General features: G+C 49.1%; 3 protein-coding genes and 1 pseudogene. All 4 read right to left on the bottom strand.

All coding sequences use genetic code 11. From position 1 onward, the window contains the following. Positions 1-857, bottom strand: a pseudogene (gene secA / locus QVO39_RS08450) (preprotein translocase subunit SecA); the annotation flags it as partial. 43 nt (positions 858-900) lie between these two features. Further along, the gene (locus tag QVO39_RS08445) at positions 901-2457 is read right to left on the bottom strand and encodes an alkaline phosphatase family protein (RefSeq protein WP_021903800.1); all 1557 of its coding nucleotides are present in this window, start codon (positions 2455-2457) and stop codon (positions 901-903) included. Next, complete coding sequence (locus tag QVO39_RS08440; protein ID WP_021903799.1) at positions 2450-3604, bottom strand: lipoprotein N-acyltransferase Lnb domain-containing protein; 1155 nt, start codon at positions 3602-3604, stop codon at positions 2450-2452. The genes QVO39_RS08445 and QVO39_RS08440 overlap by 8 nt, the downstream gene beginning before the upstream one ends. Further along, positions 3601-4458: methyltransferase RsmF C-terminal domain-like protein (locus QVO39_RS08435; protein WP_502685078.1), on the bottom strand; the 858-nt coding region annotated here is incomplete at its 5' end. The genes QVO39_RS08440 and QVO39_RS08435, both read right to left, overlap by 4 nt.

Below are 4458 nucleotides of genomic sequence, written 5' to 3'. Positions count from 1 at the left end.
TCGGCAGGGGTGCGAGCCATATTATCACGAAGGTAGTCGAAGCCAAATTCATTGTTGGTACCGAAGGTGATATCACAATTGTAGGCACGAAGGCGCTCCGGTGAATTGGGCTGATACTTATCGATACAATCTACGCTGATGCCATGGAACATATAGATAGGTCCCATCCACTCGGCGTCACGCTTGGAGAGGTAGTCGTTGACGGTTACCACGTGCACGCCATTGCCCGTGAGGGCATTGAGGAATACTGGAAGAGTGGCCACTAAGGTCTTTCCCTCTCCAGTTGCCATCTCGGCAATCTTACCTTGGTGCAACACCACACCTCCTATGAGCTGCACATCGTAGTGAACCATATCCCACTTGGTGAGGTTACCTCCTGCCATCCACTCATTCTTGTAGATCGCCTTATCGCCTTCTATGTGTACGAAGTCATGATTGACGGAGAGGTCGCGGTCAAACTGTGTCGCGGTGACCGTCATCTCCTCGTTGTCGGCAAAACGCTGTGCCGTACTCTTGACAATGGCAAAGACCTCGGGGAGTACCTCATTGAGCTTCCCTTCCATCTTGTCGAGGATCGTCTCCTCGAGCTTATCAATTTGCTCCCATGCAGCTTCACGCTCCGAGAGGTCTAGCTCGTCAATCCCTTTTTTAAGCTCTTGGATCTGCTGACGTTCTGGCTTCACCTCATCTTGGATGCTTTGGCGAATTTGTGCCGTACGCTCACGAAGTTGATCGTGAGATAGCACTTTCACCTGCTCGTACTGCTCCTTAATTTTATCTACTAACGGAGTAATCTCTTTGAGGTCTCGCTGTGATTTGTTGCCAAATATCTTGGTAATAAAGTCTAAAAATCCCATATATATCGTTGTTGTCTATTATCTTTAATTCTGTCGGTTATCGCTATCTCAATATAGAGCGTGGCGTGGGTGGCCTGATTCGGAGAATCCACGCAATCTTGGTAGAGACTTCTCTGAGATCGAGCGGGGTATCTATCTTTTCAGCCTCAACGCTGGGGTACATAATTACAGTGGTGGTAGGGGTCGCCGTCATTCGGTACTTCGCGACTCCTCTTTCGGTAGATAGGTCTTGGGCTGTCCAACTGGGAAGCAGACCGAAGACCACATCTGGTCGATTGGCATTGGTGGCACTATTGAGTGCCGTGAGCCAAGTAGCATTGTCGCTATTGGCAATCGCTTGATCTCGCAACCGATGCTCCTCAATGGCATATGAGATGCCACTAAACTCTAGCAGAAAGTCACTAACGGCACTTTGGATCTCCTTGAGGTGAATCTTTGGATTGCTTTTGATGATTTCTCTATTGAGATAGACCGCCCCAGTAGGGGTGATCTCCTCCACTAGCCCTTGCACCCCATACTCAGCATGCAGGTACATATTGACTAGTGCTAGGCAACGATCGGGCTTGAATAGCCTGCGATCGTCTATGTCAGTAGGCGGGTATTCCCTCGACATGCCATTCCCTGTCAGGATAACAAGGGTGGACTTGGCATCAACTAATTGTAGCAACGAAGCAATCGTCCGATCCAGTCGGAAGTAGCTCTCAATAGTCTCTCTTGAGAGACCTTGAGCTGCTTTATTGGCATTGCCTACCGTGAGGTGTAGCGAAAGAAGGTCGGGCGTCTCGTCTTTGCCTAGCTGAGTGCTTTCAAAGAGTTTGCGGGCAAGGGAAGCCACTTCGTCATTGACGAGTGGGCTATCCTTAAAGTCCGCAATGTCGCTTGTCGTCTTGCGGAAACTATGGTTAAAGGAACTGGTGGTGGGGATGCGGGATTGGGTCGATAGTGGTTGCCACGTTATCCCACTGCTAAGCCGTGTTGGCAGAGATGAAGTGCCAGAGTTGGTTTTATCAATATACCAAGGGAACTCCCTTGAGTAGTAGGTGCTACTGGCCCATCTTGCAGAGTACCCATCAATCCAGTAAGCGGCATCGCCATAGACCCCAGCCCCGATAATTGCCTCCTCTGCTCGAGGAGCGATGCTATAGACGAGCGATTTAGAGCCATAGGCGCTTTTGAGATTATCCCCGAGGGTAGGTGAGGTGAGGGCCAAGGGCGAATAGTTGCCAGAAGTGGCATACCCTAGGTAGTTCTTGTCTTGAAAGATAGAGTTAGTTGGGACTCTCCTTCCACTTCGCTCCTTCAGGGTTGGCTGTCGCTCCGAAATACCAGAAGCCGAAGCAAGAGCTCCAGTGTGGATGATAGCTTCGGAGGCAGTTGCATCAGCACTCAGTAGAGGGGATTGAACTTCGCTGTAGACTCTTCCCTTAGAAAGCAAGCGATTAACCCCATCATGGGGCATCTCCTTAGAGAGCTCTTCCAGTAGATCGCTTCGGAGCTCCTCCACGGTGATGAGTAGCACCAATCGGGGGGTCTGTGCTTGTAGCACACCCACCTGACAAAGGGTAAAGAGCGAGACTAGCCCTGTAAGTAACTTATTCATCTGTACGTGCCTTATTTCTGCAGGCTCTCCATCTATCTATCTGATTCCACGCCACTACCAATGCCAGTACTGGAAGGTCTATTGGTAGCCTTTGGAAGGTACTTGATAGGAGGTAGAGAGCTATGGCTACAAAGTTACAAAAATAGAGCCACTTATTGGAACTATGACAGTTTTTCCTGCCATGGGTGAATACCAACCATAGCCAAAAGGGATGCAGGAATAGCATATTGGCATTGGGCCAAGTATGTGGGTGCTCAGAAAAGAGGGCTAAAAACCAAACGGTCACTCCACCAATAGCCAGAAGTGCATATAACACCTTCTCACTGACGACGCGTGCTTTATCCCATTTGCCCCACTTGAGTAGGTAGAGGTAGAGCCCAATCAAAAGAAAGACAATAAGCGGAAAATGGCACTTCTCCACTGGGTTATTGATGACCCGCGTCTGTGGCACCCAAGTAGTCTTTTTGGTTACCAAAAGTTCGCCAGTGTCAACACGCCGTGCGGTGTCCATCTCTTGGGCCAATAACTCTGGTAAAAAGCCGGCATCCCTAAGGCTCATCTGTCGGTCGCTCTTCCAGCCAAGGCAGATATCGGCTCCTAGAGTGTACCAAATGGCAGTGTGGCTTTTGCCCCTAATCGCCTCTCTAAATGTAGGAAGCTGATCTAAGGGGAAGTCGTACCTTAGTCCACCTACCGCCTCTTCTATCATATCCCTAGGGCGGGTGGCACAATTATCAAAGTAGAAATTGTACTGATAGTCTCTATTCTCCGGCAGTGCATTCCAATTGAGCTTGTCCGAAAGCAATGTTGCTTCCTCATCTGTGAGGGCAAGCTCTTGCTCTACTACTTCTCTTCCTTGTGCCGAGTACTCCCAAAGAAAGTCTTGGAATGTGGTCACCCCTAGTGAGTACATCGGCTTACCAATCATAAAGTTGATAAGGAAGTTTTTCTGCTCTAACGAGAAGTAACCATAATTATATACCAAGTCGGTATCTCCGTACTGTACGCGTAGGGCAGTGTGCCCATAAAGATAAAACACATACTCGTCGGTAGGTCCGCAAGTGAGCAGACTGATCCGAGGGGCTTCTGCATGGGCATTAGACAAGCCCAGGAGTAGAGTGATGAGTAGTAGGTATTTCTTTATCATAAGGTTATCCAATTGGGAATGTCTTTTGTGGTTAATGAGCTATTGCGGAGAGCCAAGTGCCGTGGATAAAGGTTATTAGCTCTATTCCCCACCTGCTTGATAAAGCCAAGTGGAATGCCTTGATAGGTGAGGAGATTGATGCCACGCTCACTCTCAATATTGAGTACCTCCCGCTTTAGAAAACGAAGCACCTCCTCATCGGTCGCTTCATATCTTGGAAAAGGAGCTTTGGTGGCCAATGGGGCACTGCTTGCCCAGCCGTGTGCAGGGAGAAAGTCTTTGCCCTTTTGCGTACCAAGTGGCACACCACCCGTGAGTACTTGTACCCCTTTGAGCAAAGATAGTACCTCTTGCCCAGCTTTACTAAGATGATACCACGTACCGCGGTGCTCATATAGATTTTCTCTCTCAAATAGCGAGGCGAGCAATGGAGGAGTAGTAGAGGTTGTTTGAGGTTTACCTGCTTTTGGGGAGGTATCCCCTCCACATTTCTCTACGGCAAAAATAGTTAGCCCTTCGCCCTCAACACGATGGGGCATCAGACTATAAACGCCCTCCTCTCGCTCCCAAATACCCCATTCAGTTGGAAGGTCAATGCGCAGCAACTTGAGTGGATATTTGCTTTGGAGGTAGTGGAGTTGCTCCTCATTTTCGTCCCTGTTGTAGGTACAGGTGCTATATATTAAGTGGCCTCCCTCTTCCAGCATCATCCACGCCTCGTCTAGGATCTCTCGTTGCCTAAGCGTGCATAGCGAGATATTGGCTTCCGACCAATTATCAATAGCGGCTGGCTCCTTTCTAAACATTCCTTCACCTGAGCAAGGAGCATCCACCAGTATCAGGTCGGCCGTTAG

It is taken from the genome of Porphyromonas sp. CAG:1061 (assembly GCF_000435035.1).
GTDB classification, from domain to species: domain Bacteria; phylum Bacteroidota; class Bacteroidia; order Bacteroidales; family Porphyromonadaceae; genus Porphyromonas_A; species Porphyromonas_A somerae.
The sequence above is the reverse complement of the archived record's forward strand: the minus strand, read 5'-3'. Positions and strand labels throughout refer to the sequence as shown.

What these genes read in the sequence shown, in the direction of transcription:
- QVO39_RS08445 (WP_021903800.1), bottom strand. Translation starts at nt 2,457, where the DNA reads ATGAATAAGTTACTTACAGGGCTAGTCTCGCTCTTTACCCTTTGTCAG.
- QVO39_RS08440 (WP_021903799.1), bottom strand. Translation starts at nt 3,604, where the DNA reads ATGATAAAGAAATACCTACTACTCATCACTCTACTCCTGGGCTTGTCT.